Annotated in this window: 3 protein-coding genes; 2 read left to right on the top strand and 1 reads right to left on the bottom strand. The window is 70.7% G+C overall.

What is annotated here, in order from left to right; translation table 11 throughout:
• A partial coding sequence (locus tag JWN21_RS13145; RefSeq protein WP_299651019.1) for a DUF4345 family protein occupies positions 1-225 on the top strand: 225 nt, incomplete at its 5' end.
• A gap of 52 nt (positions 226-277) precedes the next feature.
• Here the strand turns inward: JWN21_RS13145 and JWN21_RS13140 are convergent.
• Positions 278-1,852, bottom strand: coding sequence for an amidase (locus JWN21_RS13140; RefSeq protein WP_299651016.1), 1,575 nt, complete (start codon positions 1,850-1,852; stop codon positions 278-280).
• Positions 1,853-2,114: 262 nt separating this feature from the next.
• Between JWN21_RS13140 and JWN21_RS13135 the strand changes: the two genes are divergently transcribed.
• Positions 2,115-3,159, top strand: a 1,045-nt coding sequence (locus JWN21_RS13135) for an MBL fold metallo-hydrolase (protein WP_299651013.1), incomplete at its 3' end; no start/stop codon positions are given.

Below are 3,159 nucleotides of genomic sequence, written 5' to 3'. Positions count from 1 at the left end.
ATGCTGGGCGCGATGGTGGTGAGCGGCGGGCTGGCGCGGCTGTTGTCGCTGGCGATGGTGGGCGTGCCGGGCCGAGGCCATCTGTTCGGGCTGGCGATGGAGTTGGGCGTGGTGCCGTTGCTGATGTGGTGGCAGTGGCGGGTGGAGCGGCGCTTCTCCCCTCCCGCTCGGCGGGAGGGGTTGGGGGAGGGCCTGTCGGGCCCTTCGGGACAGGCCCTCCCCTAGCCCCTCCCGCAAGCGGGAGGGGAACTTACCGCCCTCGCCCGCAGCAGCGAGCTTACCTCGACCCCGCCATCCCCGGCCCCGCGTCCGCCGTCGGGAGGTAGCGTGGCGCCACCCGGGCGCGGGCGCGCTGTTCGTAGGCGTAGCCGGCACCGAGCACCGTCGCGTCGCCATATTTCGTGGCGATGAAGCTCAGCCCGACCGGCAGGCCGCGCACCAGCCCCATCGGCACGGTCAGATTGGGGTAGCCCGCGATCGCGGGCAGGCGCGAAGAGCTGGGGCCGTCATACTGGTCGCCATGGACGGGGTCCGACAGCCACGCCGGGCCGTAGCTGGGTGTCACGAGGACGGTCGCCTTTGCGCGGGCGAGCATGCCGTCGATCGCCTCGCTCGCCTGCTTCAGCGATTTCGCGCGAGCCGCGAGGTACTCGGGGTCCTTGAGCCCCTTGGTCGTGACCGACTCCTCGAACGTCTCCTGGTCGAAATAGGGCATCTCGGCGGCGGCGTTGGCGCGGTTGAAGGCGATCACCTGCTCCAGCGTCCGCGTGCCGACACCCGGCGGCGTGGTGGCGAGATAGGCGTCGAGATCGGCCTTGAGCTCGCTTTTCAGGACCGAGAACTCGGCCGCGCCGATGCCGGGCAGCGGCGGCATCTCCACTTCGACCAGCTCCGCGCCGCCCGCGCGCAGCACCGCCAGCGCGCGGTCGAAGGCTCCGGTCAGGTCGGGCGTCATCGTCGGCCGCAGCACCGCGACGCGCAGGCCCGACAGCGCACTGGCGGACAGGCCGGCGGTGTAATCCTTCTTGTACGCCGCCGCGCCCGCCGTGCTCGGATCGGCCGGGTCGACGCTCACCATCGCCGACAGCATCGCCGCCGCGTCACGCACCGAGCGCGTCATCGGACCCGGCGTGTCCTGCGAATGGCTGATCGGGATCACGTGGCGGCGGCTGACCAGCCCGATCGACGGCTTGAGCCCGACCAGCCCGTTGAGCGATGACGGGCAGATCACCGAGCCGTCGGTCTCCGTCCCCACCGCTGCGGCGGCAAAGCTGGCCGCCACCGCCGCGCCCGAACCCGACGACGAGCCGCACGCGGTGCGATCGAGCGCGTATGGGTTGCGGACGAGGCCGCCGATCGCGCTCCACCCGCTCATCGACCGGCTGGAGCGGATGTTGGCCCATTCGGACAGGTTGGTCTTGCCCAGGATCACCGCACCCGCCGCGCGCAGGCCGGCCACTATCGGGGCGTCCCGACGCGTAAGGTTGCCGCGCAGGGCAAGGCTGCCGGCGGTGGTCGGCATGTTGTCCGCCGTCTCGACATTGTCCTTGATCAGGATCGGCACGCCATGGAGCGGGCCGCGCAATCGCCCGGCCTTGCGCTCGGCGTCGAGCGCCTTGGCCTGCGCGAGCGCGTCAGGGTTGGTGGCGATGATCGCGCGCAAGCTCGGACCCTTGCGATCCATGGCCGCGATGCGCTTGAGATAGGCGCGCACCAGATCGACGCTCGAGGCCTTGCCCGCCGTCATCTGCGCCTGGAGTTCGTCGATCGACCGCTCCTCGACGGCAACGGTCTTCGCCGGCGCGGTAGCGGGCAATGCGGTGGCGAGAAGAGCAAGGGCGAGGCGACGCATTCTGGTCCTTTCAACGGGCCGAAGCCGGAGATCGACAGCTTGCGCGAGCGTCGCTCCCGGAACAAGCCTCTCGCACATTGCACGAAATGAAGCCCCCCTGCCCCTCCCCGGCGCAGGCCGGGGCCAGTCCGCGGCGCGGCCGACCGGGCCTCGACTTTCCGCCGCGGAGGAGCCAGGATCGCGAGCCGACCTACAACGAAAACCGCTGAACCATCGGCGCGCGCACGGCGTTAGTCCTTTGCATGACCCTGCTCGTGACCTCATGACCACAGCCCTGAAGTTGCTCGGCGGCCTCCTCCTGCTGCTCGTCGTCCTGCTCGGGCTGGCGGTGACGATCGTGCCGCGCTTTCTCGACCGCATCTATTATCGCGGACCTGTCAGCGATCATTTCGACGGCGAGCGCTTCCACAATCCCGGGCCGGACGACACGATGCGGATGCCCGCTGGCGGCAGCCGCGCGGGGTTCCTGTGGCGTCAGTTGACCGGAAGCGACGGGCGGCCGGCGTGGCCCAACAGCGTGCCCGTAACGCCCGGCAGGCCCGCCGCGCGCGTCGCGGGCGAGCGGATGGTGGCGACCTGGATCGGGCACGCGACCGTGCTGGTCCAGACGAACGGGCTCAACATCCTCACCGATCCGATCTGGAGCGACCGCACCGGCCCGTTCGGGCGCGGGCCAAGGCGCGTGGCGCAGCCGGGCGTGCGGTTCGAGGACCTGCCGAAGATCGATGTCGTGCTGCTGAGCCACAATCACTACGATCATCTCGACCTGCCTACGCTCAAGCGGCTGTGGGCGCGCGACAAGCCGCTGATCGTCACCAGTCTGGGCAACGACGCGATCCTCCGCGCCAACGGCATGGAAGGTCAGGCAGTCGACTGGGGCGGGTCACTGACGATCGCCAACGACGTGCGCGTGAGCGTCACGCGCAACCATCACTGGGGCAGCCGCTGGTTCACCGACCGCAACCGCGCGCTGTGGTCGAGCTTCGTGGTGCAGCTGCCCGGCGGCAACCTGTTCTTCGCCGGCGACACGGGTCTCGGCGACGGCAAGTGGCCCACGGAGGCGGCGGCGCTGGGGCCGGTGCGGCTCGCGATCATCCCGATCGGGGCGTTCCGCTTTGCGCCCGGGCAGATGACCACCGGCAGTCACATCGGGCCGGGCGACGCGGTGCGCGTGCTCGACGGCCTGCGCGCGACGGCGGCGCTGCCGATCCATTGGGGGACGTTCCGGCTGTCGTTCGAGGGCTGGGACACGCCGCCCAGGATGCTGGACCTGATGATGGCGTGCGCGGGCGGCCCACCGGGGCGGT

Source organism: Sphingomonas bacterium, from assembly GCF_028292945.1.
Taxonomy (GTDB): Bacteria; Pseudomonadota; Alphaproteobacteria; order Sphingomonadales; family Sphingomonadaceae; genus Sphingomonas.
This window is presented reverse-complemented; position numbering and strand designations above follow the sequence as displayed.

Bases quoted from the DNA above. Each gene is read 5' to 3' on its own strand.
- JWN21_RS13140 (WP_299651016.1), bottom strand. From the start codon at position 1,852: ATGCGTCGCCTCGCCCTTGCTCTTCTCGCCACCGCATTGCCCGCTACC.